The organism is Nonomuraea sp. NPDC001699 (assembly GCF_053596455.1).
The window spans coordinates 178,286-204,638 of the sequence record NZ_JBSFGF010000018.1; the positions used below are offsets into that span (position 1 = coordinate 178,286).

Here is a 26,353-nt window from a genome sequence, read left to right on the forward strand (position 1 = left end):
GTCACCGTGCCGGACGGCGGGTGCGCAGCTTCTGCAGCTCGCTCATCGACCGGGCGCGCGCGTCCACGACGTTGCGCATGCTCGACCCGATGAGGTTCAGCAGCAGCACGCAGAACATGATCGCCGCACCCGGCAGCACGATCAGCCACGGCGCCTGCGTCAGGTACGACCGCCCCTCGGCGATCATGTTGCCCCAGGTCGGCGTCGGCGGCGCGATGCCCAGCCCGAGGAAGCTCATCGCCCCGTCGACCAGCATCGCCGAGGCCGACAGGATCACGACCTGCACCAGCGCCAGCGGCAGCACGTTGGGCAGCACGTGCACGAACAGGATCTTCGCCGGCCGCATGCCCGACACCCGCGCCGCCCCGATGTACTGCCGCGCCGCCACGCCGAGCACCCGGCTGCGGATCACCCGGGCCGTGAACGGCGTGAAGATGACCGTCAGCGCGATCAGCTCGGTCCAGATGCTGGCGCCGAGCCCGATGGCCAGCGCCATGGCCAGGATGATCGCGGGGAACGACATCCAGGCGTCCATGATCCGCATGACGATCGCGTCCACGGTCCGGTAGAAGCCGCTGACCAGGCCGATCACCATGCCGGTGAACGCCGCGCAGAGCGTGATGAGCGCCGACAGGCCGAGCGAGGCCCGGCCGCCGGAGACCAGGCGGCTCAGCACGTCCCGGCCGTAGGAGTCGGTGCCGAGCAGGTGGTCGGCCGAGGGCGGCAGCAGCCGGTGCACCGGGTCGGTCGCGTTCGCGTCCGGCAGGAACACCGGCAGCAGGACGACGGCCAGCACGACCAGGACGAGCAGCGCGGTGGCGGTGATCAGCACCCGGTTGCGGCGCCAGGCACGGGAGGCGGCGGAGGGCCGCCCGGCCGTCCCGACGCGCCCCGCGACGGCCTCGGTAGTCACGAAACACGCACCTTGGGGTCGAGGAGGGCATAGGACAGGTCGACGATCAGGTTGACGACCACGAACATCAGCGCGACGAACAACGTCACGCCCTGGACGAGCGGGAAGTCCCGGGTCGAGACCGCGCCCATGAGCAGCGACCCCAGCCCGGGGATGACGAAGATCGACTCGATGATCACGATGCCGCCGACCATCATCGCGAAGTTGCTGCCGAGCTGGGTGATCAGCGGCATGAGCGCGTTCGGCAGCACGTGCCTGAGCATGACCTGCCGCTCCGACAGGCCCTTGACCCGCGCGGTGCGCAGGTACGTGTGCGGCAGCTCGCCGAGCACGCTCTCCCGCAGCGTCAACGTGAACAGCGCCGACTGCCCGATCACCAGGCACACCACCGGGAGCACCAGCATCGGCACCCCGGCGACCGGATCGGTGAAGAGGTCGGCGTACCCGCTGGAGGGGAACCAGCGCAGCGACACGGCGAACACCAGCACCAGGATCAGCGCGATCCAGAAGTCGGGGATCGCCATGCCGAGCGAGGACAGCAGGTTGAGCGCGCGGGCCACGGGGTTGCGCGGCGAGACCGCGTTCCACGAGGTGACCAGCACCGCGACGAAGAAGCTGACGACGGTGCTGATCACCGCCAGGGTCAGCGTCGGGACGAAGTGCTCGGCCACGACCCCCACCACCGGCGCGTGGTAGGTGATCGACGAGCCGAAGTCGCCGCCCGCCACGTTGCCGAGCCAGCTCAGGTACTGCTCCCACAGCGAGCCGGACAGGCCCATGCTCTGCCTGAGCGCCTCGACGTCCTCGGGTCTGGCCGTCGGGCCGAGGATCGCGATGGCCGGGTCGCCCGGGATCAGGCGGATGACGAAGAACATCATCGTGCCCACGATCAGCAGGATGACGACCAGGTCACGCAGTCGCCGGAGCAGCAGTCCCGCCATGTTCCCCCCTCACTTCTGGAGCCAGGAGTTCCAGAACACGCGGTAGAACGTGTCGTACCCCTTGAGCTTGGGCGAGTAGGCGGCGTACAGCTTCGACTGGCTGATCGTGATGACCGGGAACTGCTGCCACACGAACGCCTGGAGCTGGTCCATCAGCGTCCTGGCCGTCTCCGGGGAGGTCGCGGCGTTGTAGTCCTCGATGAGCTTGGCCATCTCGGGCGAGCCCGAGCCGTTGAACGCCCCGAGGGTCAGCGCGGGCATCTGCGAGGGCGAGGTGAGCGCGGCGTTGAAGAACAGGGTGGTGATGTCCCAGCCGCCGGGGTCCTTGGTGATCGTGCCGAGCATCGTCGGGAAGTCGTAGGTGTCGATCTTCGTCTTGATGCCGATCTTGGAGAGCTGGTCCTGCAGCAGCACCGCCCACTGGCTGAACTGCGGGTAGCTGCTGGAGGTCAGGATGCGCACGGTGTCACCGGCGTTGACGCCGGCCTGCGCGAACAGCTCCTTGGCCTTGTTCGGGTCGTGCTGCTTGTAGACGTCGTCGCCGGCGGTGGAGTACAGGCCCTTGTTGTCCTGCGAGACCAGCGCGCCCACCTCGGCGGTGAGGTCGGGGCCGCCGCCGGTGGCGGCGTTCAGCGCGGGCTTGTCCATCAGCAGGTTGAGCGCCTGCCGGGCCCGTACGTCGGAGAACTTGGAGCCCTGGTTGAAGTTGGGGATCAGCACGTTCTGGTTGGCCCCGGCCAGGTTCGACACGACCACGGCGGGATTGTTCTTGAGCGGGGTGTACTGGTCGTCGCCCGGCATGGCGTGCGCCCACTGGCCGGTCTGGAGGCCGTTGACCACGGCGTCCTGGTCGGCGACGACCTTGTAGGTGACCGTGTCGAGGTAGGCGTGCTTGGCGCCGGCCTGGCCGCCCCAGTCCTCCTCGGTGCGCGACTTGTAGCCGTCGTAGCGCTCCAGCACGACCTGCTGCCCGATGTCCCAGCTCTTCAGCTTGTACGGCCCGGTGCCGACCGCGCCCTCCTTGGCGAAGCCGGTGGCCGGCACGCCCTTGAGGTTCTTCGCCTCGTAGACCTCCGCACCGGGGCTGGCCAGCTCGTCGATCAGCGGGTAGCGCGGCTTCTTCAGCTCCAACGTGACCGTGGTGTCGTCGGTGGCCTTGAGGCTCTTGACGTCGGCGGCGACCTGCTGGCCGGTGACGTGGCTCTTCAGCCAGCGCTCCAGGCTGGCCACCACGTCGGCGGCGGTCAACGGGTTGCCGTCTTGGAACGTGACACCGGCGCGCAGCCTGAAGGTGTAGGTGAGCCGGTCGTCGCTCTGCTTGTAGGTGTCGACCAGCATCGGCCTGGCCGTGAAGGTCTTGTCGACCTCGAAGAGCTTCTCGTACAACATGTTGCCGATGTGCGCGGTGACCTGGCCCGGGTTGGCGACCATGTCCAGCGACTGCGGGTCGGTCGGCACCGCGACGACCAGGCCGCCGCCCCGTACGGGGGTGCCTGCGTCGGCGGAGGAGGACGGGGAGGACGACGTCGCGCCGCCCGCGCAGCCGGAGAGCAGCAGTGCGCTCGCCGCGGCGACGGAGACGAGCCCGGCCCTCAGGCTCTTGAGCACGTTCATGGGGGTTCTCGCTCTTGCTCTAAAAGGGGGGACAGAAGAGAAGGTCGGCCCGGGGCTATCCCACGTATGCCGACAAGTCGGGGTTCGCGGCGAGGAGCCGTCGCGTGTACTCGTGGGTGGAGGAGGAGGCGATGGTTTCCGGGGCGCCGACCTCGATGAGATCGCCCTTGTACATCACGCCGACACGGTCGGCCACCGACAGCACCAGGCTGAGGTTGTGCGTGATGAACAGGAAGCTGATGCCGTGCGAGCGACGCAGTTGCAGGAGGAGGTTCATGACCTGGCCCTGGACGGAGACGTCGAGGGCGGAGGTGGGCTCGTCGGCGACGATGAGCTTCGGCTCGGCGGCGACCGCGCGCGCGATGGACACGCGCTGGCGCATGCCGCCGGACAGTTGCGAGGGCAGCTTGCCGGCGCAGTCGGCGGGCAGGCCGACCTCGTCGATCAGCTCGGCCACCCGCCGGTCGAGGTCCGCGCCGCGCAGCGGGGTCAGCTCGCGCAGCGGCTCGGCGATGATGCGGGCCACGGTGTGCCGGGGGTCGAGCGAGCTCTGCGGGTCCTGGAAGATCAGTTGGGTGGCCCGGCGGAAGGCGCGCTCGTCGCCGCGCAGCCCCGACTCGGTGATGCGGTGCTCGCCGAAGGCGATGCTGCCCGAGGTGGGCCGTTCCAGTGCGCTGACCATGCGGCCGAGCGTCGTCTTGCCGGAGCCGGACTCGCCGACCAGGCCGAAGAACTCGCCGGGCGCGATCTCCAGCGAGACGTCGTCGACCGCGCGCACGCTCGCCCGGCGGCCGGTCCGGTAGACCTTGGTGACGTTCTCGACGACCAGGGGCGGGGTGCCGGTCACCGGCGCCGGCTCGTCGCCGAGCGCCGGCGTCTCGGTCACGGTCCCGCCGGAGCCTTCCGTGGCGGCCCGCAGCTTGGATTCCGAGATCGTCGGGAAGCCCGTACGGCGGCTGACGCCGAGCCGCGGCACGCATTCCAGCAGCGCCTTGGTGTATGGATGCGTAGGCTTAAGAAGGATGTCCATCTTGTCGCCGATCTCCACCAGCCTGCCCCGGTACATGACGGCGATCCGGTCGGCGATCTCGGCGGCGACGCCCATGTCATGGGTGATGAACACGCAGGCGGTCCGATGCTCACGCTGCACGCGGCGGAACAGCGCCAGGATCTCGGCCTGCGTCGTCACGTCGAGCGCGGTGGTGGGCTCGTCGGCGATGAGGATGTCGGGGTCGGACATCAGCGCCATGGCGATCATCACGCGCTGCTGCATGCCGCCGGACATCCGGTGCGGATAGAGCGCCATGATCCGGTCGGTGTCGTCCAGCCCGACCTCGGTGAGCAGGCTCCTGGCCTTGGCCTCGGCCTCGCGGCGCAACCGGCTCCCCCGGCGCAGCGCCTGCCGGGGCAGCGCGCCCTCGGGCCGGTAGCCCTCGATGAGCTGCGCGCCGACGCGCTGGGCGGGGTTGAGCGAGTCCAGGGCCTCCTGGAAGATCATGCCGATCCGGGCGCCCCGGTAGGCGCGCATCTGCTCGGCGCTCAGCCGCGTGACGTCCACGCCGCCGATCTCGATCGTCCCCTCGGTGTAGGCCGGCGCCACGAACTCCAGCAGGCGGATGATCGACAACGCCGTCACGGTCTTGCCGCTGCCCGACTCCCCCACCACGCAGAGCGTCTGCCCGGAGGCGACGTCGAGGGTGAGCCGATGGACGAGTTCCTGGGGCTCGGCGTCCTCCCGGGTGACGCCGATGGTGAGGTCCGTCAGGTTGAGCAGCGACATGCGCGAGAGCTCCATTCCAGGCACCGGTCCCGTGCTCGAAGTGGGGCACGCAAACCCACACTGAGCTGCCGAAAAGCCATGTTCGAGCCAGATAGTTCTACAAAGGTTGACAGAGGGTCCCCCTACTGTCAACGGTTATTCCACGTTCGTAGACAGAGGGTCTATGGTGAACGTCTACATTCGTAGACAATACAGAAAGGGCAGGGCCTTGACCATGTCCACGCCTTCCCCCACGCCGGATCCGATCGTCGCCATCGCCACCGGTTACATGGGCGCCAAGCAGCTCTTCGCGGCCAGCCGCATCGGGCTCTTCGCGGCGCTCGCGGACGGCGAGCGCAGCGCCGGGGAGATCGCGGCGGCCACCGGCGTCACCCCCCGCATGGCCCGCATCCTGGCCGACAGCATGGCCGGGCTCGGCCTGCTGACCAGGACCGGCGGCCGGTACGCCCTCGGCGCCGACGCAGCCGGCTACCTGGCCGGGCAGAAGTCGTCCGAGCTCGACCTCGGCCCGTTCCTGACCTTCCTCAACGAGGTCAGCTACGGGCACTGGCTGCAGTTCGACAAGACCGTGGACACCACCGAGCCGGGCGTCCTGGACACCTCGGGCGAGCGGTGGGGCACGTTCATGGCCGGGGTGATGACCTACAACAGCCTGCACGCCAGGATGCTGGGCGGCGCGTTCGACTTCTCCGGCTTCCGCAGCCTGCTGGACCTGGGCGGTCTGTCCAGCGCCTTCGCCTTCGAGGCCCTGCGCGCCAACCCGGGGCTGCGGGCGTCCTTCGTGTACGACCCGACCTTCTCCGACTCGATCGCCGAGCAGGTGGCGCAGGCCGGGTTCGCCGACCGGGCCGAGGTGACCGGCGTCCCGACCGACACGGCCACGCCGTCCGGCCCGTACGACCTGGTCATGGTCAACCACGTCATCCACCGGTTCGGCGTCGAGCAGAACCGGGCCATCCTGCGCAACGCCCGCGCGGCGGCGGCGCCCGGGGCGCGGCTGCTGCTGCTCGACTTCTTCCTCGACGACGACGCCGAGCAGCGCGCCATCGACGCGCTGCACGCCGGGGAGTACCTGGTGATCGACGGGACCGTCGTCTACGAGGAGTCGGAGGTGCGCGGCTGGCTCGACGAGGCGGCCTGGAAGCCGGTGGACAAGCTGGCCCTGCCGGGCAGCCCGCGGGTCATCGTGGCCGAAGCGGTCTGAGCACGCGCCGGCCCGCGCCGCGGACGCGCGACGCGGGCCGGAACGGGCGGGATCAGGGCCGGGTCAGAGCCGGGCCAGGGCCGGTCAGGGCTGGGAGATGCGGTCGAAGAACGACTCCAGGTGCCGCTTCTGCAGCTCGACCGTGGAGAACTGCGGGCCGACCAGGCTCATCACGTTGGCCCCCGCGTTGAGCAGCACGAGCTCGTCCACGAGTTGCTCGTCGGGGATCGAGGTGCGGATGTCGCCGTCGGCGCGGCCCTCCCCGATGAGCCGGTGGAGCATCCCGCGCCAGGCGCGCAGGTGCTCCAGGTACTTGTCGTACATCTTGGGGTTGGTCAGCGAGGTCTGCCAGAAGATCAGCAGCACCCGGCCGGCCGTGATGCGCTCCTCGTCGATCGGCATCGCCGCCTCGCACATCTCCCGCAGCGCGCCCAGCCCGCGACGGCCGTCGAGCTTGACGTAGCTGGTCACGATGGCCAGGGCGCGCTCGTACGTCGCCTCGATGATGTCTTCCTTGCCGGGGAAGTAGTGCTTGAGCGCGCCGTTGGCGAAGCCGGCCGCGTTCGCGATCTCGCGCATGGTGGCCGCCTCGATGCCCCCCTTCGTGATCAGCTCCCACGTGACGTCGATGATGTCGCTACGACGCTGGTCGTGGTCAATGATCTTGGGCATGCGGCACCCCTCCGTACGGCGTTTCGTCTACCAGTGTAGGACAAACTGCCGGGAGGGTATGACCCGATCGTTAGCCGCGGGTGACCCGGACGTCATAGAGGGCGCCGGCGGTGTTCGTCTTGTGCGCGCAGGCGAGCCGTTCGATCTCCGCGGGGTCGGCTCCCCCGGCGATGAGGTCGAGCAGGTGCTCGTGCTCCTCGACCGAACGGCGGGCCCGGCCCGGCAGGTAGCCGAACACCGAGCGCCGCATGTGGTCCAGCCTGGTCCATTCGGCCTCCAGCAGGAAGTTCAGGTGCTCGTCGTCGCAGTGCTCGTAGACCGAGAAGTGGAAGGCGCGGTTGAGCGCGGTGAACGCGGCGGGGTCGAAGGAGTCGAGTGCCTGGAACAGCCGGGCGTTGATGTCGCGGGAACGGGCCACGTCCGCCGGGCCCATGCGCGGGGCGGCGACGGCGGTGGCGTACCCCTCCAGGCGGGCCAGCACCTCCAGCGTGTGACGCACCTGCGCCGCGTCGAAGACCGCGACGCGGGCGCCGACGTTGCGCACGACCTCCACCAGCCCGTCGGACTGCAGGCGGCGCAGCGCCTCGCGCAGGGGGATCGTGCTCACGCCGATCTCCCGCGCGAGGCGGTCCATGACGAGCTGGTAGCCGGGGCCGTACGTGCCGTCCAGGATGCGCGAACGCAGGATCTCGTAGCTGAGCTCCGCCTTCGACGCGACTCCGTCGGTGCTGGTCACGTGCCGAGCACCGTATCGGACGCCGTATCGGACGCCGTACCGAGCGCTGCGGCGATCGCGGCGCGGAACTCGGGGCCGGCCAGCGCGGCTCGGTGGTCGCCGGGGACGGTGACCAGCCGGGCGCCGGGGACCAGCGCGACGACGTTCTCGATGCCCGAGGTCATCATGTCCTGCGAGCCCGCCACAAACACCGGCGGTGTGCGCCCGGCCCAGCCCTTGGGCTCGAACGGCGTGCCGCGCAGCCCCTCGACCAGCCGTACCAGCCCGGCGGCGCGCTCGGGGTCGCCGCCCGAGGCGCCCGCGATCATCGACGCGATCATGCCGGTCATCGGGTCGCCCGGCTCGCCGTCCGCCACGGCCGAGCGCAGCGCCGCCACGTCGAGCGCGGCGAACGGCTCGAACGGGCTGAGCCCGCCCAGCACGACCGCGCGCACCCGGTCGGGGGCCAGCTCCGGCAGCTCCCAGGCGAGCCGGGCGCCGAGGGAGTAGCCCACCACGTCGAGCGGCCCGTCGCCGGTCAGGGCGAGCAGCGCCGCCGCGACCTCTGACGCACCCACCGGCCCGGCCGGAACCGGGCTCTCGCCGTGACCGGGCAGGTCGGGCACGACGACCACGCGCCCGGCCGCGGCCAGTTCCGCCGCGATCCCGGTCTCCACCCAGTCCTGCCGCCCGCTGGAGGCGAACCCGTGCAGCAGCAGCACGGGCGGCGCCCCGCCGGGCCTGTCGGGCGTGAACGTCTGTACGGCCGTCATCTGCGCTGATTCCTTCATGTCGTGTGGTGGGCGGGCACGGGGAAGTCGACGACCACCTGGCCGGTGCCGCTGCTGCCGAAGTACGGGCAGAGCTGCTCGCCCCGCCCGGTGTACTCGCGCCAGCCCAGCAGCCCGAACAGCATGGCGGTGTCGGCCATGGCCCCTTCGCCGGTGCAACGCTCGTTGTAGTCAGGCAGCATGTCGAGGAACTCCGGGATGCGCCCTTCGCCCCACATCTCCAGCACCGCGTGGTCGACGTTGCGGTTCAGCTCGCTGCTCACGTCGTCGAGCAGCGACTCGGCGATCTCGTTGGGCGGGAAGGCGTGCGAGAGCGACCCGCTGGCCAGGAAGGCGACCTTCCGGTCACTGCGCCGCACGGCGCGCAGCAGGGCCTCGCCGATCCGCCGGTTCTCCTCGACGGTCGAGTAGATGTTGCAGCCGATGGGCAGGACCCGGATGCCGGCGTCCTGGTTCATGAAGTACATCGGCACCAGCGTGGCGTACTCCAGGCCCAGGTCCTGGTAGGTGTGCACGCGGGCCTTCTGGCCGCCCGCGACGATCTCCTCGCGGATCAGCTCGGCCAGCTCCGGGTCGCCCGCGTAGTCGTAGGCGAGGTCGTGGATGAAGTGCGGCAACTCATGGCTGACGTACGTGGCCCGGTGGCGCGGCTTGCCGTTGAGGTGGAAGCCGATGCTGTTCATCCAGTGGGTGTCGGCGATCAGGAACGTGTCCGCGCCGCGCTCGCGTGCCCGCCTGCCGACCTCGGCGAGGGCGAGCTCGGCGGGCCTGCGGATGCCGAAGTGTTTGCCGGGCTGGATCGACAGCCAGATCGACGGCACGTGCGTGATCTTCGCGGCGAGCACGATCTCGCCCATCACGCCACCCGCCGGCCCGCTTGGGCGGTCTGAACCATCATCCGCACTCTCCTCTCCACTGATGACGTGATGAGCATCATGTAGGCATCTGAGGGGGTTTGTCGATATTGTTCCACATGTCATAACATAAACGATGTCGTATATGATTTGGAAGGAGACGAGGTGGGACACCCTCTTGGCCTGTCACCGGGGAAGATCATCGCGGTCCATCTGAACTACCGCGGCCGGGCCGCCGAGCGCGGTCGCGTCCCTGCCGTCCCCTCCTACTTCCTCAAGCCGCCGACGTCCCTGTCCTGGTCCGGCCGGCCCGTGGTGCGTCCGGACGGGTGCGAGCTGCTGGCGTTCGAGGGCGAGATCGGCGTGCTGATCGGCAGCCGCGCCCACCGCGTCTCCCCCGAGCACGCGCTGGAGCACGTGGCCGGGTACGTGGCGGCGAACGACTTCGGCGTCTACGACTTCAAGCACGCCGACCTCGGCTCCAACCTGCGGGCCAAGGGCCAGGACGGGTTCACCCCGGTCGGCTCGGAACTGCTCACCGGCGCCGACCCGGGGCGGTTGTGGCTGCGCACGTACGTCAACGGCGAGCCGGCCCAGGAGGCGTGCACCGACGAGCTGCTGTTCGGCTTCGACCTGCTGATCGCCGACCTGTCCCGGTACATGACGCTGGAACCCGGCGACCTGATCCTGGCCGGCACCCCGGCGGGCTCGACCGTCGTGCAACCCGGGGACGTGGTGGAGGTCGAGCTGGAGGGCACGGCCCGGCTGCGCAACGAGGTCGTCGCGGGCCAGGGACCACCGGCGGCGTACGGCGTCCAGCCCAAGGTCACCGACGCGACCCGGGCCGCCGCGTACGGCGCCGCGCACCCCGCGCCCGGCCCCCTGACCCCGGAGATCGTCGCCGCGCTGCGGTCGGTCTCGACCGCGACGCTCTCCTCCCAGCTCCGTTCGCGCGGCATCGACCACCACTTCATCGAGGGCGTCCGCCCCGCCCGCCCCGACCTGCGCATGGTCGGCGTCGCACGCACCCTGCGCTACCTGCCGCTGCGCGAGGACGTCTTCGCCGAGCGCGGCGGCGGCATGAACGCCCAGAAGCGCACCGTCGAGGAGCTCCAGCCCGGCGAGGTGCTGGTGATCTCCGCCCGGGGCGAGCACGGCGCCGGCACGCTGGGCGACATCCTGGCCATGCGCGCCCTGCGCCGGGGCGCCGCCGGCGTCGTCACCGACGGCGGGCTGCGCGACAGCCCCTCCTTCGCCTCCCTCGACCTGCCCTCCTACTACGGCGCCGCGCACGCCGCCGTGCTCGGCCGCCGCCACGTCCCGATGGACTCCCAGGTGCCGGTGGACTGCGGCGGCGTGCTGGTGTGCCCCGGCGACGTGCTGGTGGGCGACGCCGAGGGCGTCGTCGTCATCCCGCCCGCGCTGGTCGCCGAGCTCGCCGGGGACGCCGCCCGGCAGGAGGACGAGGAGCGCTTCATCCTCGATCGCGTCTCCGAGGGAGCCTCGGTCGACGGCCTCTACCCGCTGAAGGGCGCCTGGCGCGAGGCGTACGAGCAGCAGCGCTGACCCCCCGAGAAGGAGAACCCCATGAAGTTCCGCTCCGATCCGTCGACCGTCCGCGGATCCATCGCCCCCGTGGTGACGCCGTTCGCCGCCGACGGGTCGCTGGATCTCGACTCGCTGCGCTCGCTGGTGCGCTGGCAGCTCGACCAGGGCTCGCACGGCATCTCGACCGGCGGGTCCACCGGCGAGCCCGGCGCCCAGTCCGTCGAGGAGCGCGTCGCGGCGATGGCCGTGGTGGCCGAGGAGACCGCCGACCGGGTGCCGTTCCTGCCCGGCACCGGGTCGGCCAAGCTCGACGAGACCCTGCGGCTGACCGCCGAGGCCGAGCGCCTGGGCGCCGACGCCGCCCTGGTCATCACGCCCTACTACGCCCGTCCCACCCAGGAAGCCCTCTACCGCTGGTACGCCACGGTCGCCGCCGAGTTCCCCGCGCTGCCGATCGTCATCTACAACGTGCCCTCCCGCACCGCCGTCGACATCGCCCCCGCCACCGTGGCCAGGCTGCGCCGCGACCACGACAACATCGTCGGCATCAAGGAGACCACCAAGGACTTCGAGCACTTCTCGCACGTGCTCAACCTGTGCGGGCGCGACTTCCTCATGTGGTCCGGCATCGAGCTGCTCTGCCTGCCGCTGCTGGCCATCGGCGGCGTCGGCTTCGTCAGCGCGGCGGCCAACCTCGCGCCGAAGACCGTGGCCCGCATGTACGAGGCGTACACGTCCGGCGACCGCGCGACCGCGCTGGACCTGCACTACTCGCTGCACCCGCTGGTCGAGCTGCTGTTCGTGGAGACGAACCCGGCCCCCGCCAAGTGGGTGCTGGAGCAGCGCGGCCTGATCGCCTCCGGTCACGTACGGGCGCCCCTGATCACCCCCACCGAACCCGGCATCGCCCGGATCAACGAACTACTGGCACAGAGCGAGGGAGTCGCCTGATGAAACTGGAGCACTACATCGGCGGCCGGCACGTCCCGAGCCAGTCCGGTGCGACCTTCACCGCGCTCGACCCGACCACGAACGAGCCGTACCTGGAGGTGTCCGCGGGCGGCGCGGCCGACGTGGACGCGGCCGTGGCCGCCGCCCAGAAGGCGTTCACCGACGGCCCGTGGAGCACGATGCCCGCCGAGCAGCGGGCCGGGACCCTGCGCGCGGTCGCGGCGGCCATCGAGTCCAGGGACGACGAGATCGCCGCCCTGGAGTGCCGGGACACCGGCCTGCCGATCACCCAGGCCCGCGGCCAGGCCCGGCGCGCCGCGCACAACTTCCGCTTCTTCGCCGACGTGATCACCACGATGGGCGAGGACGTCTACCGCGTCGGCTCCGCGCAGCTCAACTACGTCGTGCGCAAGCCGGTCGGCGTGGCCGGGCTGATCACGCCGTGGAACACGCCGTTCATGCTGGAGACCTGGAAGCTGGCCCCCGCGCTGGCCGCCGGCTGCCCGGTCGTGCTCAAGCCCGCCGAATGGTCCCCGGCCTCGGCGAGCCTGCTGCCGCAGATCATGGAGGAGGCCGGGCTGCCCGCGGGCGTGTTCAACCTGGTCCACGGCATCGGCGAGGACGCCGGCGCGGCGCTGGTCGCCCACCCCGACGTCCCGGTGATCTCCTTCACCGGCGAGAGCGGCACCGGGCAGACCATCATGCGCAACGCCGCGTCGTCGCTGAAGACGTTGTCGATGGAGCTGGGCGGCAAGTCGCCGCTGCTCGTCTTCGAGGACGCCGACCTGGAGCGGGCGCTCGACGCGGCCGTCTTCGGCGTGTTCTCGCTGAACGGCGAGCGTTGCACGGCCAGCTCGCGGGTGCTCGTCCAGGACACCGTCTACGAGGAGTTCGTGACGCGGCTGGCCGAGCGGGCCGCGCGGGTGCGCGTGGGCGCGCCCGACGACCCGGCCACCGAGCTGGGCGCGCTCATCCACCCCGAGCACTACGAGCGCGTCATGGAGTACGTCGCGATCGGCTCGGGCGAGGGCGCCCGCCTGGTGGCCGGCGGTTCCCGGCCCGAGCACCTGACGTCGGGCAACTTCCTGTCCGCGACGGTGTTCGCCGACGTGGCCCCGCACATGCGGATCTTCCAGGAGGAGATCTTCGGACCGGTCGTCTGCGTGACGCCCTTCTCCACCGAGACGGAGGCGGTGGAGCTGGCCAACGCGACCCGGTACGGCCTGGCGGCGTACCTGTGGACCAACGACCTGCGCCGGACGCACCGGCTGGCCCAGTCGATCGAGGCGGGCATGGTCTGGGTCAACTCCCAGAACGTGCGCGACCTGCGTACGCCGTTCGGCGGGGTGAAGGCCAGCGGCGTGGGCCGTGAGGGCGGCAGGCACAGCATCGACGTCTACACCGAGTCGCACATCGTGCACGTCGCCACCGAGGATCTGCCGATCCCCCGGTTCGGCGCCGCCTGATCCGGCACGTCCCACGCGGGGCCGATCCCGGCCCGGCGTGGGACGTGGACGCCGAGAAGTGCGCGGAGTTACGCTCCCGGTGGCCGATACGGCGGTGATGGCCATCTTTGGGGGGAACCCAATGAGCTACACACTTTTGCGCGGCAGCTTCGTGATTCGTTACCCGGACCTTCCCCGGCAGGGCCCCGAGCCCGACGGCGACACGATCAAGTTCAGGCCGGACACGCCCGCCCTGGTCGAAGGGCTGGCCCGGCCGTCCGGACGGCCGCCGGGGCTCAGCGCGCGCGGCATCTCCGTCCGTCTGGAGGCCATCGACGCGCTGGAGACCCACTTCCAGGACACCCACCAGGAGCTGACCGGCGCGAACGCCGCCCGCGACGAGCTGCTGCGCCTGCTCGGCTTCACGAACGTGCGCTTCTTCGACGACCTGCCCAACAAGGTCCGCTCCGCCGACCAGGACGAGCTGCGCGGGCACGTCCTCAGCAACGGCATCGACGCCAACGGGCGGTTGATCGGCTTCGCGTTCCCCGGCGAGCACCCAGGGCCCGACGGGCTGGCCGTGTTCCTCGACGAGGCGCTGGTGGACACGTCCGCGAACGCCAGGCTGCTGGCCGCCGGGCTGACGTACCCGGCCTTCTACGCCACGCTGCCCGCGACGCTGCGCGCGCACCTGGCCGGGGTGTCGCGTGCGGCCAGGGCGCAGGCGTCGCCCACCGGCATCTGGCCGCGCTCGGCCGCCGACCCCGACGGGCCCGCCGAGGTCGGCTCCCTGGACGCGCTCACCGGACTGGTCATGTGGCCCAAGCTGTTCCGCAGGCTGGTGCCCTACCTCGCGACCGGAGCGGCCGACCTCGACGGCTTCGACGCCTGGCTCCGGGCCGACCCCGTCAACCGGGACGACGCGGTCTTCCTGCTGGACCGGCTCGAACACGGCAACCTGCACGACGTGATCCGGGCCTCGGGCACCCGGATCCAGCTCACGGCCTGGCCGGAGGACTTCGTCATCAGCCCCGACCCGGCGCCGCCCGGCGCCACCGTCGAACCGCACCCGCCGTCCACCGGGGACGTGCTCATCGTGGCCGCGCTGCCCGACCCGCTGGGCGGCGACCGGGGGCACGAGACCGTCACCCTGCTCAACGTCACCAGCCGGGCCGTGGACCTGGCCGGATGGGCGCTGGCGGACTCGGGGGGCGGGCGCGAGGAGCTGACGGGGACGGTCGCGGGCGGGGGCGTGGTACAGGTCGTGGTGGGCGGGCGCGGGCAGCTGCGGAACCAGGGCGACACGATCCTCCTGGTGGACCCGAAGGGCCTGACCATCGACCGGGTCACCTACAAACCCGACGCCGTCCACCCCGGCCGCACCATCCCCTTCAACCACTGATCCCGACCGAAGAACACCCACCCCGCCCTGAGCGTCCGCGGGCGCGGTCGCGCCCAGGGCGGGGGTGACCTGCCCGGAGCGGCAGCGGCTCGGGGCAGGGTGGCCCACTCATACCAGCAGTGCTGCCAGGGCGGTGGCCGTGGTGGGGTGGTCGGTGAGCAGGGTTTCCACCTCTCGGTGCCGGGAGCCGGTGGCGGGGGTGGCAGCCTGCCAGCCGCCCTCGCAGCCCAGCAGCCCGGCCACCGCGTCGCAGGCCACCGGGTGCCCCGCCAGCAGCTCCGCGACCGGCCCCGACGCGACCGCCAGGACCGCCTTCGGCGCGGGCGCCGCCGTACGGGCCCAGGGCGGCGTCCAGGCGTCCACCGCCGTCAGGCTGCCCGGGAACGTGCGCCCGGCCTCCCGGACGAGGACCGGCATCAGCTCCCCCGCCTGGTCACGCAGCGTCGTGATCAACTTGGGCAGCCACGGCAGCAACACGTGGTCGGGCAGCCGTCCGAACGCCTTGGAGATCACCTCCACCACGAACCCGGACAGCGCCGGTGCGGGCTCCATCGCCTGGACGAACCCGGTGATGTACTGCGGGAACGACGGGATGACCAGCGGGTTGCCCAGCAGTTCGTCGCACCGCGACCGCAGCTCGGCCAGCGGCAGCAGCCCCAGCAGGTGCTGGGCGGCCCACAGCAGCGCCACCTTGGCCGGCGCCTCCGGATGCGACTGCCGCACCGCGATCTCCAGCTGCGCCCGGTCGCAGCCCAGCGCCAGCGCCAGCCCCTCCATCGTGAACAGGAACCCGAGCATCGCCGACACCTGCCGCACGCCGGTGTCGTCCTCGACGAACGCGGTCGGGAGCAGGGTGCAGTAGTGCGCGTACCCCTCGGTCACGAACGCCTCGCACCACGCCGGCAGCGTGGGCTCGGCGGTGCGGTAGTAGGCCAGCAGGCGGCGGATGCGCCGCAGCACGTCGGGCGCGTCGTCGACGCCGCGCTCGGCGGCGAGCAGCTCGACCGCCCGCGCGCCCAGCTCGTCGGCGATACGCCCGCCGCCCAGGTAGAGGATGGCGTCCTCGACGGCGGCCAGCGCCACGGCGGCGGTGGCGTCCGGCTCCCAGACCATGCGCCGCAGCCGCTGTTCGACCACCTGCTCGATGGTGACGCCCTCGTAGCCGAGCTCGATGATGGCCCGCTGGTTGCGCCCGAGCGCGAGGTCCCAGCTCTCCTGGATCGACCGCTCGCCGAGCCGGCGCTCGCCCATGATCGGCCGTGCCGCGTCGCCCGGCAGCAGGAAGCGCAGCATCCACAGCAGGTCGGAGCAGGGCCGCAGCTCCGGATCGGAGTGCAGGTCGAGCAGCGCCCGCTGGATCGTGCGCTTGTCGAAGTCGACGCCGAGCGGCCGCAGCCGGTCGTAGACGTTCTGGGCCAGCGGCGGCAGCGCGTCGTAGCCGACCGAGCCGATGCGGTCGCCGCCGAGCAGGATCTCGCACAGGCGCCGCACGTCGCGCCGGCCCGGCACGACGTCCTTCTCGATGCAGGTGACCGCCGCGTCCTGGAAGTCGTACGGCGTCGGCCTGGCCCGGTTGCGCATGCCGGCGAGCAGGATCGACGTCTCGAACACCGCGATGGCGTCGGCGGTGCTGGCGAGGTAGCCGTTGCGCCGGGCCAGCCGGACGATGTCCACGCTCCAGCCCAGCAGCTCGGCCTCGTCGAGCGCGTCGAGCGCGGGCGGCCTGGACAGGAACCCGGTCAGCCGGTCGGTGACCTGCGCCGGCGCGGTGGGCGCGGGCAGCTTGACCGGCCGTTTCCTGGCCCCCTTCTGCCCGCTGAGCTGGAACGGGGTCAGCTTGCTCCGCGTCACCGCCTTGGCCCAGGTCGCGGCGGCGATCGAGACCGACCCCGAGGCCAGCCCGAACTGCGCCTCGATGGCCGAGTGGCTGGAGGGGATCAGCCCGTACAGCCAGCGGGTCGCGGTACGCGGGCCGATCTCGTACGGGGCCGTGGCGGCCAGGCCGAACTGCTCGACGCGGCTGGCGGCGTGGAAGGCTCCGCAGACGTACAGGCAGTCGGCCGGGTCGGCGCCCGAGGTGGACAGGTGCTCGCGCATCCTGGTCCACATGTAGCGCTCGCGCTCCTCGTCGCCGGCCAGCCGGTCGTCGTCGGGGCGCAACCGGCGGAACAGGCTGCCGATGAGGACCATGACCTGGCGGTAGGTGTCGTAGTCGGCGCCGGAGAGCGGCTGCTCGACGTACTGGTCCCACCATTCCGACCAGTGGCGCACCTTGCCGTGGTGGAGCAGATGCTCCTCCAGCTCCGCGAAGCGGGGGCGCAGGTCGCCGATCTCCACGCCGACGGCGTCGCCGTGCAGGCCGGCCTCCTCCCCCGGTTTCGCCGGCTCCTCCCGCTCCTGCGGCAGCCACTGGAAGACGTGGTCCGACGAGCGGTCGACCAGCACCAGCTCGACGCCCGGGGTCTCCAGCGCGTACGAGATGGCCTGGTACTCGGCCGACGCCTCGGTGATCGGGGCCACCACGCTCAGCGGCCCCGAACCCTTGGGGAAGCCGTCCAGCTCGGTCGCGAACGCCTGGAGCGCCACCGGCAGCCGGCAGTTGCGCAGCTCGGTCAGCAGCGGCGTCAGGTCTTCGCAGAGCTCCAGGTAGATGACCTTGGGCTGCTTCTCCCGCAGGCGGCGCACCATGGCCAGCGCCGAGGCCGGCGAATGGTGACAGACCGGGAAGATCTCCAGCTCCTCGCGCAGCGCCCGGTCGACGTCCTCCAGCATGCCGGTGAGGATGGACGACACCGCGCCGTCGCCCGCGAAGGCCGAGGCGGCCTCGCTGAGCTGCTCCTTCAGCGGTTGGAAGAGGCTCATGACAGGGTGGAGATGGCCTGGCGGCCGCCCTCGAGGAAGTCCTGCCACGGGCCGCCGTCCTTCTTGCTGCGCGGCTCGACGACACCGTGCCAGTACTTGTTGAGGATGGCCAGGTCTTCCGGGCTGCGCCGGGCCAGCGAGCCGACCAGCGAACCGGCGAGCGTGTCGGGGCGCAGCGTGCGGTCGCCGAAGAAGTGGCTGTGCAGGATCGCGTCCTCCAGCACGCCGATCTGCTCGGCCGTGGACAGCGCGGACTCCAGCTTCTCGTCGTCGCTGGTCGCCGAGGCGGCCGCGGCCCGCAGGTCGGCGAAGCTCTGCAGCAGGATGTCCAGCAGCGTGGGCGGCAGGTCCAGCTCGATCTGGTGCCTGCGCAGCAGCTCCTCGGTACGGAAGCGGACGATCTCCGCCTCGCTCTTCTTGTTCGTCACCACCGGGATGCGGACGAAGTTGAAGCGGCGCTTGAGCGCGGAGGACAGGTCGTTGACGCCCCGGTCGCGGCTGTTGGCGGTGGCGATGATCGAGAAGCCGGGCTGGGCGAAGACGATGTTGTCGTCGTCGAGCTCGGGGATGGAGACGTACTTCTCCGACAGGATCGAGATCAGCGCGTCCTGGACGTCGCTGGTCGAGCGGGTCAGCTCCTCGAAGCGGCCGATCACGCCCTGCTCCATGGCGTTCATGATCGGCGAGGGGATCATCGACTCGCGCGACTGGCCCTTGGCGATGACCATCGAGACGTTCCACGAGTACTTGATGTGGTCCTCGGTGGTGCCCGCGGTGCCCTGCACGACCAGCGTGGAGTTGCGGCTGATCGCCGCGGACAGCAGCTCGGCCAGCCAGCTCTTGCCCGTGCCCGGGTCGCCGATCAGCAGCAGGCCGCGGTCGGAGGCCAGCGTCACGATGCTGCGCTCGACGAAGCTGCGGTCACCGAACCACTTCTGCGGGATCTCGCGGTCGAGCCCGTCGGAGCGCTCGGAGCCGAGGATGAAGATGCGGATCATGCGCGGGCTGAGCCGCCACGAGAACGGCTTGGGGCCGTCGTCGACCGACTCCAGCCAGTCGAGCTCGTCGGCGTACTTCACCTCTGCGGGGGCGCGCAGCATGTCACTCATGGTCGGGGGTTCTCCTAGGTGAGGAAGTTCTTGAGCTCGAAGACGAGCTTGCGGACATGGCCGGAGAGCACGGGGGTGCCCAGGTCCTTGAGTTTCTGGCGGTACCACGGATCGACGCTCTGGTAGCCGGAGCTGTTGACCGAGCCGACGGGGATGAACTTGACCCCCGACCGGTGGATCGACCCGAAGTCGTTGATCAGCGAGCGGTTGTCGTAGAAGTCGGAGATCCACACCATCACCGTGTTGCGCGGATCGGCGATCTTCGGTCTGGCCAGGGCCATCGCGGCCGTGCCGTCGGTGCCGCCGCCGAGCGTCGTGCGCAGCAGCACCTCGAACGGGTCGTTCACCCACGGCGTCAGGTCGAGCGCGCGGGTGTCGTACGCGACGAGGTGCACGTCGACCTTGGGCAGGCCGGCAAAGATCGAGGCCAGGATGGTGCAGTTGACCATCGCGTCGACCATCGAGCCCGACTGGTCGACGACCACGATCAGCCGGGCCGGGGTGGTGCGGCGGGCCGTCTGCCGGTAGAAGAGCCGGTCGACGTAGAGCCGCTGGTCCTCGGGGCTCCAGTTGGTGAGGTTCTTCCAGATGGTGCGCTCGATGTCGAGGTTGCGGAAGACCCGCTTCGGCGGCACCGACCGGTCGATGACGCCCACGCTGGTCTTCTCCACCTGCGTGCGCAGCACCTCGGCGACCTCGTCCACGAACCTGCGGATGAGGGCCTTGGCGTTGGCCAGCGCGACGCCCGACAGGTTGGACTTGTCGCGCAGCAACTGCTCGATGAGCGACATGCTGGGCGTGAGCTGCCTGGCCAGGGCCGGGTCCGCCAGCACCTCGCGCAGGCGCATGCGCTTGACGAGGTCGCCCTCGATCATGGCGAGCACGGCGGCCAGCTCTTCGTTGCCCGGCCCGTTCCTGAGGCCGCCGGGCTCGCAGCCCATGCCCTTCTCGAACCAGCCGGCGTCCTGCTTCCAGCGGGCCAGCTGACCCGCCGAGACGTCGCCCGTGCCGGTGGAGAACACGTTGAGCAGCAGCTTGGAGACCAGCGCGGCGCGGCGCACCTCGCCGCCCTCCTCGTGCTCCTTGTCCGCCATCAGGTCCTGGAGCTCGTCGCCCAGCTCGGGAAAACGCTGGACGAGCGTGTCCACCGACACGCCGGGGTCGAGCAGTGCGGGCGGCAGCTCCAGGTCGCCGACGATGCCCATGCTGGCCGTCTCCAGCGCGGGCTGCTCGTCGGCCGAGAACAGCCGCGACATGAGCCGCCAGTACAGCACTTGACGCCTGGTCTCGTCGGCGCTCGGGGTCAGGTCGGCGCTCGTGGTGGGTTCGGTCATTTCCGCAGCAGCCGTCCTGCCCGTTCGCGCAGCACGGCGACCACGTCACCGGCCTTGGCCTCGGCCTTGACGACCTTGGGGTCGGTCGGGCCCGTCGCCCAGTCGCCGTTGTGCACGGTGACCGGCTTCTTCTTGACCGTGGCCTGGACGGCGAGCGGCTGCAGCAACCACCTGCCGCCGTCGCGGCGCACCAGCCCGATGCACGCCGAGGACGCGGCCACCAGCTCCGGCGTGAGCGGGCAGCTCGTCGGGAGCCGGTCGAGGTCGAGATCGAGCTTGTTGCCGCCCAGGTCGAGGACGTGCCCGTCGACCGTGTACCCCTCGACCAGCACCGGCTCGGCGATGCGTACGGGATGGCGGTCGAGCGGCGGCGTGGCCGGGGCCGACGCGCCCGCGAGCTGAACCCGCGCGGTGGTGAACGGATCGGCCTCGGCCCCCGTACGGGCGCGGTCGTCGTGCCACAGCAGGTCGCCGCCGGGCAGCAGCGGCATGCCGTCGATCTCCACGGACCGGTGCTCGGCCAGCGCGCCCATGAGCACGGGCCGGCCGCCGAACAGCCGCCACACCGACGGCCCGACGATGGTGTCGACCTTGGCCGCCGCGACGCTCGTCCGGACCAGCCTCGTCTGCCCCCCGGCCTCCTCCAGGACGCCGTGCACCTGCACGCGGACGACCGTGGCATGCTCGTGCACGTCGGCGCCGAGGATCAGCAGCCGCCCCGACACCGGCTCGGGCACGCCGTGCCACGGGCCGGACTGGGCGAGCAGCAGCCCGCGCGTCCACAGATCGGCCCACCGCCTGACCGGCACCCTGTCCATGGTCGCCACCGGGGACGACGCCCGCAGCTCGGCCGCCAGCCCGTCGAGCAGGACGGCGAGCCCGCGTGACCCGGGCACCGCGAGCAGCGCCTCGATCACCTGGTCGCCGCCGGAGACGAGGTCGTCGTCGACGCCCCGCCAACCGGTGATCGCCAGCTCCCGCAACCACACCCGGCACCCGGCCAGCACGTTCTCCGGCACCCCACCACCGGACGCCGCCCCTGCATCGACCTCCGTCGCACCGCCGACAGACGCCGCCCCTGTGTTGGCGTCAGTAGTGGCGGCCGAAGGCCAGGAGGCGCGGCTGCGGCCCAGTGCCTGGTCGAGGCGGGCGAGCAGGGCGTCGTGCACTGCGCCGAACAGCGCGGCGCGCCCCCCGGCCAGCGCCGCCAGATGCTCGTCGGCGACCGACCCCGCGGTCACCTTCTCCGCCGCCTCGGCCAGCCGATCGCCGAGCGGGGAGCCCGCGAGCGCCCCCGCCAGCGCGGCCAGCGCCGCCGCGTCCTCCTCCGCGACCCGGGCGAACCCGTGCCCGAGCGCTCCGTCGAACCCCGCGACGAGCGCGAGCGCCTCCTCCACCCCGGCCGGCCCGTCGCCGACCAGCTCCCCAAGCTGTACGTCGAGCATCACCGCACCTCCCCCATCGCCGGGAACCAGTGCAGCTCGGCCAGCGGCTCGGTGCTGTCCGGCACCTCCAGGTAGGCCAGGTGGCGCAGGAACCGGCTGAACACCACGGCCGCCGGCGTCCGCTGCGGGGTCCCGTTCAGCGCGCTCATCAGGCCGGCGCCTTCGGGCACCTCGACACGCAGGTAGCGGGCCACCCGGTCGAGGCCGTACTGCAGCACGGCCTCGTCGGCCAGCATGCGGATGTGCTTGCACGCGTAGCCGTGCAGCGCGCCGCACGGGCGGTTGTTGTTGGTGCTGCAACTCAGGTCATGGGTGCCGGCGGCGATCGACGAGACGTAGACCCGCTCGATGTCGGACCCGCTCGACACGACCCCCTGCAACCTGCCGTCAGCCAGCTCGACGAAGGGCACCTTCGCCAGCTTGCGCGGCTGGACCGGCGGCACCACCCGCACGACGCTGCGCTGCTCCCACGCGGTTTCGTCCGCGTCCAAGATCTCGACCTCCAGTCCGACGGCATGCTCACGCCGACAGCCAACTTCGATGGGCTTGATCAACAGATCCGGAAATCTACCGGAGGCCACCGACATACCGGGGCCGAACGATCATCTGGACAGTACGCCTCCCGCGGCGGCCGGCGGCGCGTTCGTCAGGGGCACACTCGGCGCCCGCGTCACCGACGCAGATCATGCCGGACAGCGGCCGGATCTCGGACCGGTGGCTGCACTTCGCGAACAAGTCCTACGACCTCGTCCGCACCGACGACCGGTCCGGCTCCAGCGGCCGGCTGCACCACATCGCGTTCGCCACGAACAGCCGGGAGGACATCCTGCGGACCGCCGACCTGTGCCTCGACCGCGGCGTCTTCATCGCCGGAGCCGAGGTCAAGCAGCCTGGGCGCTCCGCACACGGTCGCTGCCGGTCACGGCGTGACGGCCGTCCAGGTCGGGTGGTCGCCGGGGGTGAGTTCCGTGAAGCCGGGGAGGTCGCGGAGTGCCGCTTCGGCTCCGCCCGGCGTGTACGTCGCGATGATCCGCAGCGGCCGCCACCCCGTGTTGAACGTGGAGTGCAGCGTGCCCTTCGGGATGTAGATCGCCTCACCGGCCCTGACCGGGAACTCCGGGTCGTCGCCGACGGTCTGCCGCCCCTCGCCCTCGATGACGTAGAGGACCTCGTCGGAGTCCGGGTGGAGGTGGCGTTCGTGCCCCTTGTTCGGGTTGATGATGACCTCGCCGAACGTGGAGGACGCGCCCGGCACGGCGTCGGGCGTCACGTGCCATTTGATGGCCCCCCAGTCGAAGAGCATCGTGGGAAGGGCGTCCGGTCGTCGGTGCATGGCGGGTTCCTCCCGGTCAGAGCTGCTTGAAGGCGCGGACCTGCTCGGCGATGGCCCGCTCGGCGGGCAGGCGTTCCATCGAGGACGCGCCGAAGAAGCCGGCGATGCCGACCGTCCTGTCCTGGATGTGGCGTACGTCGTCGGGCTCGGCGATAGGGCCGCCGTGGCACAGGACGATGATGTCGGGGTTCACGGCGACGGCGGCGTCGCGCATCTCCTGGATCCGTACGGCGGCCTCGTCGAGGCTGATCGCGGTGACGGCGCCGATGCTGCCCTTGGTGGTCAGGCCCATGTGCGGGACGAGGATGTCGGCGCCCGCCCGTGCCATGGCCGTGGCCTGCTCGGGGCTGAACACGTAGGGGGCGGTGAGCAGGTCGCGCTCGGCCGCCAGCTTGATCATCTCGACCTCCAGGTCGAAGCCCATGCCGGTCTCCTCCAGGTTCGCCCGGAAGACGCCGTCGATCAGGCCGACCGTCGGGAAGTTCTGGACGCCGGTGAAGCCCATGCGCTTCAGCTCGTCGAGGAAGTGCGGCATCAGCCGGAACGGGTCGGTCCCGCACACCCCGGCCAGCACCGGCGTGTCCTTGACGACCGGCAGGACCTCGCCCGCCATCTCCACGACGATCGCGTTGGCGTCGCCGTACGGCATCAGGCCGGCGAGCGAGCCGCGGCCGGCCATCCGGAACCGCCCGGAGTTGTAGATGATGAGCAGATCGACCCCGCCCGCCTCGGCGGATTTGGCGGACAGCCCGGTGCCGGCGCCGCCGCCGATGATCAGCTTGCCTGCCTCCCGCTGGGCGCGCAGCCTCCGTAGTGCCTCGTCGCGGTGCATCAGGCCCCCTTCTGGATCAGTTGGTGCAGCCGGTCGGCGGCCGCCACGGCGAACTCCGCGCTGTTGATGTCCTGGTCGCTCTGGACGACCTCGACGGGGCTCCCGGCGACGGCCGCGAGCACGGCGTCGAAGCAGGCCGCGTCGGCCCGGGGGTCGTGGAACGGCCCGCCCTCGACGTCGACGGCCGAGACGCCGCCGCGCGGCACGAACAGCGTGACGGGCCCGGAGGCGCGGGCCAGCCGCTCGCCGATCGCCCGCCCGATCTCAGCGTTCTCGGCGGGGGTGGTGCGCATGAGCGTCACGGTGGGGTTGTGGACCAGGAGCTGCCGTGACCTGAAGCGGTCCGGCACGGTCTCCATCGGCCCGAAGTTGACCATGTCGACCGCACCCAGGCTGACGACCTGCGGGACGCCGGCGTTCCCCGCGGCGGTCAGGCGGTCGGGGCCGGCCGACAGGACGCCGCCGACGAGCTCGTCGGCCAGCTCGGTGGTGGTCAGGTCGAGCACCCCGGCGAAGTGGCCGCCCGCCGCCAGCGCCTCCATGGCGCGTCCGCCCGAGCCGGTGGCGTGGAAGACCAGCACCTCGTAGCCCAGGGACTCCAGCCGGGCCCGCGCGGCGTCCACGGCGGGTGTGGTGACGCCGAACATCGTGGCCGCGACCAGTGGTTTGTCCGCGCCGGACGGCTCGGCTCCGGCGTCGTACGAGGCGGCCATGGCGCTGATCGCGGCGGCGGCGTTGGCCAGGATGCGGCGGGAGATGGAGTTGACGCCCGCGACGTCGACGACGCTGTACATGAGCGTCACGTCGGTCTCGCCGACGTAGGCGGACACGTCGCCGCTGACCATGGTCGACACCAGCAGTTTGGGCAGGCCGACGGGCAGCGCCCGCATGACCGCGGCGGCGATGGACGAGCCGCCGCTGCCGCCCAGCGCGAGCACGCCGCCCAGCCCGCCGCGGGCGTGCAGGTCCTTGGCGACGGCCGTGGCCCCGGCCGCCATCGCCGCGAGCGCGGCGCCGCGGTCGCCCGCGCTCCTGAGCCGGTCGAGGTCGGTGCCGGCGGCCCGCGCGACGGCCTCGGCCGGGACGTCGGCGGCCAGCGCGGAGGCGCCCATCACGCCGGTGTCCATGAGGACGACGTCCTGCCCGGCCCGGACGATCAGATCGCGGACGAGGGCGTACTCCTCCCCCTTGGTGTCGAGGGTGCCCAGCAGCAGAACCGCCATGTCAGACCTCCTACGATCGGCTCCTCGACCTTACCCGTTGATCTCCGGGCGGGCTGTCACATGCCGGAGCGGTCGCGGGGTCACCGGACGCCGAGGACGTCCACTCCGTGCTCGGACAGGGGGCGGGAGCCGAAGATGCGGCGTTCGTCCTCCGTGATGGGGACGTCGTTGATGCTGGCCTCCCGGCGGCGCATCAGCCCGGACTCGTCGAACTCCCACTGCTCGTTGCCGTAGCTGCGCCACCACTGGCCGGTGGCGTCGCGGGACTCGTACTGGAAGCGGACGGCGATGCGGTCGCCGGTGAACGCCCACAGCTCCTTGCGCAGGGCGTAGTCCAGCTCCCGATCCCACTTGCGGCGCAGGAACGCGGCGATCTCGGCGCGGCCCGTGACGAACTCGCCGCGGTTGCGCCACACGGAGTCCTCGGTGTAGGCGAGCGCGACACGTTCGGGGTCGCGGGTGTTCCAGGCGTCCTCGGCGGCCTGGACCTTGATCCGGGCGGTCTCCTCGGTGAACGGCGGAACGGGCGGGCGTGCCATGTGATGTCCTCTCATATCGAGAGAACGGGCGTTCTCCCGGGGTGTGCGATAGCGTAGAGAACGCGCGTTCTCCGCCGCAAGCACCTGGAGGAGTGTCATGGATCACGAGCAGCTGCTGCTGGACGCCGCGGGCGACCTGTTCTACCGCCGCGGCGTGCAGGCGGTCGGCATGGACGAGATCCGGGCCGCCTCCGGCCTCTCGCTGAAGCGGCTCTACCAGTGCTTCCCGTCGAAGGAGGCGCTGGTCGTGGCGTACCTGCGGCGGCGCGACGAACGCTGGACGGCCTCGCTCACCGCGTACGTGACGGACGCCGGCGACCGCATCCCGGCGGTCTTCGAGTGGCTGGAACGCTGGTTCACCGAGGACGACTTCCGCGGCTGCGGCTTCGTCAACGCCTTCGCCGAGCTGGGCGCCGGCTCGGCCGCCGTCCGTACGGCGGTGCGCGCGCACAAGGAGCGCCTGCGCGCCTACCTGCGCTCGCTCGCCGAGAAGGCGGGCGCCGGCGATCCCGGCCTGCTCGCCGAGCAGTTGCTCACCCTGATCGACGGCGCCACCGTGACCGCGATGGTCTCCGAGGACCCCGGCGCCGCCCGCTCGGCCGCCCAGGCCGCCGCCACCCTGGTCGACCAGCACACACGCGAAAGAGCGCACCCCCCGCAGGGAGTGCGCTCTTCAGAGGACCGAGATCAGGCGGCGTACGACGGGTAGCCGTAGCCGACGACCTGGGAGGCCGGGCGGACGCGCTCCTCGACCTTGCCGTTGCCGGTGTTGCCTTCGATCGTGGAGATCGTGCCGTCGCCGTTGTCCTTGACGACGAAGCCGACGTGCTGGATGTCGCTCAGGCT

23 protein-coding genes and 1 pseudogene are annotated in these 26,353 nt (G+C 71.3%); 6 read left to right on the forward strand and 18 right to left on the reverse strand.

Translation table 11 applies throughout. From position 1 onward, the window contains the following. Position 1: 1 nt before the first annotated feature. The 4 genes from ACWCSU_RS38505 to ACWCSU_RS38520 are packed head-to-tail and all read right to left on the reverse strand — an operon-like array spanning position 2 to position 5,248. On the reverse strand, positions 2–913 hold the full coding sequence (locus ACWCSU_RS38505) for an ABC transporter permease (protein WP_357693711.1): 912 nt from the start codon (positions 911–913) through the stop codon (positions 2–4). Further along, the gene (locus ACWCSU_RS38510) at positions 910–1,854 is read right to left on the reverse strand and encodes an ABC transporter permease (RefSeq protein WP_357693713.1); all 945 of its coding nucleotides are present in this window, start codon (positions 1,852–1,854) and stop codon (positions 910–912) included. The genes ACWCSU_RS38505 and ACWCSU_RS38510 overlap by 4 nt, the downstream gene beginning before the upstream one ends. A gap of 9 nt (positions 1,855–1,863) precedes the next feature. Then, positions 1,864–3,468: an ABC transporter substrate-binding protein gene (locus ACWCSU_RS38515; RefSeq protein WP_449941777.1), complete on the reverse strand. Its 1,605-nt coding sequence runs from the start codon at positions 3,466–3,468 to the stop codon at positions 1,864–1,866. Between the two features lie 55 nt (positions 3,469–3,523). Next, complete coding sequence (locus ACWCSU_RS38520; protein ID WP_449941778.1) at positions 3,524–5,248, reverse strand: dipeptide ABC transporter ATP-binding protein; 1,725 nt, start codon at positions 5,246–5,248, stop codon at positions 3,524–3,526. A 214-nt stretch (positions 5,249–5,462) separates the two neighbouring features. Here ACWCSU_RS38520 and ACWCSU_RS38525 point away from each other — a divergent pair, with 214 nt between their 5' ends. Next, positions 5,463–6,452: a methyltransferase gene (locus ACWCSU_RS38525; protein WP_397042562.1), complete on the forward strand. Its 990-nt coding sequence runs from the start codon at positions 5,463–5,465 to the stop codon at positions 6,450–6,452. 84 nt (positions 6,453–6,536) lie between these two features. On the opposite strand, the gene ACWCSU_RS38530 is transcribed toward ACWCSU_RS38525, so the two are convergent. The 4 genes from ACWCSU_RS38530 to hpaD all read right to left on the reverse strand — a co-directional run bounded on the left by ACWCSU_RS38530 (position 6,537) and on the right by hpaD (position 9,487). Further along, positions 6,537–7,124: a TetR/AcrR family transcriptional regulator gene (locus ACWCSU_RS38530; RefSeq protein ID WP_357693721.1), complete on the reverse strand. Its 588-nt coding sequence runs from the start codon at positions 7,122–7,124 to the stop codon at positions 6,537–6,539. Between the two features lie 70 nt (positions 7,125–7,194). Further along, positions 7,195–7,860: a GntR family transcriptional regulator gene (locus ACWCSU_RS38535; RefSeq protein ID WP_357693723.1), complete on the reverse strand. Its 666-nt coding sequence runs from the start codon at positions 7,858–7,860 to the stop codon at positions 7,195–7,197. Next, the gene (locus ACWCSU_RS38540; protein ID WP_449941781.1) at positions 7,857–8,612 is read right to left on the reverse strand and encodes an alpha/beta fold hydrolase; all 756 of its coding nucleotides are present in this window, start codon (positions 8,610–8,612) and stop codon (positions 7,857–7,859) included. Before ACWCSU_RS38540 ends, ACWCSU_RS38535 begins: the two co-directional genes overlap by 4 nt. A 14-nt stretch (positions 8,613–8,626) precedes the next feature. Beyond that, positions 8,627–9,487, reverse strand: coding sequence for a 3,4-dihydroxyphenylacetate 2,3-dioxygenase (gene hpaD / locus ACWCSU_RS38545; RefSeq protein WP_357693726.1), 861 nt, complete (start codon positions 9,485–9,487; stop codon positions 8,627–8,629). 162 nt (positions 9,488–9,649) lie between these two features. Between hpaD and ACWCSU_RS38550 the strand changes: the two genes are divergently transcribed. The 4 genes from ACWCSU_RS38550 (at position 9,650) to ACWCSU_RS38565 (ending at position 14,830) form a co-directional block, all read left to right on the forward strand. Then, positions 9,650–11,050 (forward strand): fumarylacetoacetate hydrolase family protein, encoded by a 1,401-nt coding sequence (locus ACWCSU_RS38550; protein ID WP_449941783.1) that lies wholly within the window; start codon positions 9,650–9,652, stop codon positions 11,048–11,050. Between the two features lie 21 nt (positions 11,051–11,071). Continuing rightward, entirely contained in the window at positions 11,072–11,983 is a 912-nt protein-coding gene (gene dapA / locus ACWCSU_RS38555; RefSeq protein ID WP_449941785.1) for a 4-hydroxy-tetrahydrodipicolinate synthase, read from the forward strand. Continuing rightward, the gene (gene hpaE, locus ACWCSU_RS38560) at positions 11,983–13,449 is read left to right on the forward strand and encodes a 5-carboxymethyl-2-hydroxymuconate semialdehyde dehydrogenase (RefSeq protein WP_449941787.1); all 1,467 of its coding nucleotides are present in this window, start codon (positions 11,983–11,985) and stop codon (positions 13,447–13,449) included. Before dapA ends, hpaE begins: the two co-directional genes overlap by 1 nt. Before the next feature lie 121 nt (positions 13,450–13,570). Then, a complete protein-coding gene (locus tag ACWCSU_RS38565) occupies positions 13,571–14,830 on the forward strand; it encodes a lamin tail domain-containing protein (RefSeq protein WP_449941788.1) in 1,260 nt (419 codons plus the stop codon). Positions 14,831–14,938: 108 nt separating this feature from the next. Here the strand turns inward: ACWCSU_RS38565 and ACWCSU_RS38570 are convergent, their stop codons facing one another. From ACWCSU_RS38570 to ACWCSU_RS38610, 9 genes are all read right to left on the reverse strand, one after another. After that, positions 14,939–17,692: a DUF5682 family protein gene (locus ACWCSU_RS38570; protein ID WP_449941790.1), complete on the reverse strand. Its 2,754-nt coding sequence runs from the start codon at positions 17,690–17,692 to the stop codon at positions 14,939–14,941. Next, positions 17,689–18,801 carry an ATP-binding protein gene (locus ACWCSU_RS38575; protein WP_357693738.1) on the reverse strand — a complete coding sequence of 371 codons (1,113 nt, stop codon included), beginning with the start codon at positions 18,799–18,801 and terminating at the stop codon, positions 17,689–17,691. The genes ACWCSU_RS38570 and ACWCSU_RS38575 overlap by 4 nt, the downstream gene beginning before the upstream one ends. A 14-nt stretch (positions 18,802–18,815) precedes the next feature. After that, positions 18,816–20,135 (reverse strand): VWA domain-containing protein, encoded by a 1,320-nt coding sequence (locus ACWCSU_RS38580; RefSeq protein WP_449941792.1) that lies wholly within the window; start codon positions 20,133–20,135, stop codon positions 18,816–18,818. Beyond that, a complete protein-coding gene (locus ACWCSU_RS38585; RefSeq protein ID WP_449941794.1) occupies positions 20,132–21,580 on the reverse strand; it encodes a hypothetical protein in 1,449 nt (482 codons plus the stop codon). Before ACWCSU_RS38585 ends, ACWCSU_RS38580 begins: the two co-directional genes overlap by 4 nt. Then, a complete protein-coding gene (locus ACWCSU_RS38590; RefSeq protein ID WP_364087065.1) occupies positions 21,580–22,071 on the reverse strand; it encodes a hypothetical protein in 492 nt (163 codons plus the stop codon). Before ACWCSU_RS38590 ends, ACWCSU_RS38585 begins: the two co-directional genes overlap by 1 nt. Before the next feature lie 428 nt (positions 22,072–22,499). Continuing rightward, positions 22,500–22,913 carry a cupin domain-containing protein gene (locus ACWCSU_RS38595; RefSeq protein WP_357693746.1) on the reverse strand — a complete coding sequence of 138 codons (414 nt, stop codon included), beginning with the start codon at positions 22,911–22,913 and terminating at the stop codon, positions 22,500–22,502. A 16-nt stretch (positions 22,914–22,929) separates the two neighbouring features. Further along, positions 22,930–23,745, reverse strand: coding sequence for a phosphoenolpyruvate hydrolase family protein (locus tag ACWCSU_RS38600; RefSeq protein WP_357693748.1), 816 nt, complete (start codon positions 23,743–23,745; stop codon positions 22,930–22,932). Then, entirely contained in the window at positions 23,745–24,968 is a 1,224-nt protein-coding gene (locus ACWCSU_RS38605; protein WP_364087060.1) for a Tm-1-like ATP-binding domain-containing protein, read from the reverse strand. The genes ACWCSU_RS38600 and ACWCSU_RS38605 overlap by 1 nt, the downstream gene beginning before the upstream one ends. Positions 24,969–25,048: 80 nt before the next feature. Then, positions 25,049–25,507: a nuclear transport factor 2 family protein gene (locus tag ACWCSU_RS38610; protein WP_449941797.1), complete on the reverse strand. Its 459-nt coding sequence runs from the start codon at positions 25,505–25,507 to the stop codon at positions 25,049–25,051. Positions 25,508–25,604: 97 nt separating this feature from the next. On the opposite strand from ACWCSU_RS38610, the gene ACWCSU_RS38615 reads away from it, so the two are divergent. Continuing rightward, positions 25,605–26,216, forward strand: coding sequence for a TetR/AcrR family transcriptional regulator (locus ACWCSU_RS38615; RefSeq protein WP_449941799.1), 612 nt, complete (start codon positions 25,605–25,607; stop codon positions 26,214–26,216). On the opposite strand, the pseudogene ACWCSU_RS38620 reads toward ACWCSU_RS38615, so the two are convergent. Further along, positions 26,195–26,353: pseudogene (locus tag ACWCSU_RS38620) on the reverse strand (CHAP domain-containing protein); the annotation flags it as partial. The gene ACWCSU_RS38615 and the pseudogene ACWCSU_RS38620 overlap by 22 nt on opposite strands.